This is a genomic window from Halomonas lysinitropha (genome assembly GCF_902500215.1).
GTDB lineage: Bacteria > Pseudomonadota > Gammaproteobacteria > Pseudomonadales > Halomonadaceae > Halomonas > Halomonas lysinitropha.
In genome coordinates, this window is record NZ_CABVOU010000012.1 from 1 (window position 1) to 568 (window position 568).

1 protein-coding gene is annotated in these 568 nt (G+C 65.3%); it reads left to right on the forward strand.

The window, feature by feature from the left end; translation table 11 throughout:
• Nucleotides 1–568 (forward strand): TRAP transporter large permease subunit (locus HALO32_RS00075; RefSeq protein WP_151441749.1); only part of this gene is annotated, 568 nt, incomplete at both ends.

A 568-nucleotide genomic window follows, 5' to 3' on the forward strand; every position in this document is an offset into this window, starting at 1 on the left:
CCCACCGAGGCGGCCGGCATCGGCGCCATGGGGGCCTTCGTGATCGCCCTGATGAAGCGGGCCTTGACGCCTGCGGTGCTGATGAACGTGCTGATGGACACGGTGCGCACCACGGCCATGCTGTTCGCCGTTGTGCTCACCGCGCTGATCTTCGCCAACTTCATCAACATGGCGGGGCTGCCCGATGACCTGCTGGCCCTGGTCAACGGCCTGGATGTGGCGCCCTTCGTGGTGATCCTGGTGATCATCGCCATCTATGTGGTGCTGGGCTGCGTGTTCGAGAGCATGTCGATGCTGCTGCTGACGGTGCCGGTGTTCTTTCCGGTGGTGGCGGGGCTGGGTTACGACCTGGTGTGGTTCGGCATCCTGGTGGTGATCGTGATTGAGATCAGCCTGATCACCCCGCCGGTGGGGATGAACGTCTTCGTGCTGCGGGCGGTGCTGCCGGATGTCTCCACGGGGACGATCTTCCGCGGGGTGACCCCCTTCTGGGTGGCGGGCACGCTGCGCGCCCTGCTGGTGCTGGTCTTCCCGGGGGTCGTGCTCTTCCTGCCGCAGCTGCTTTACT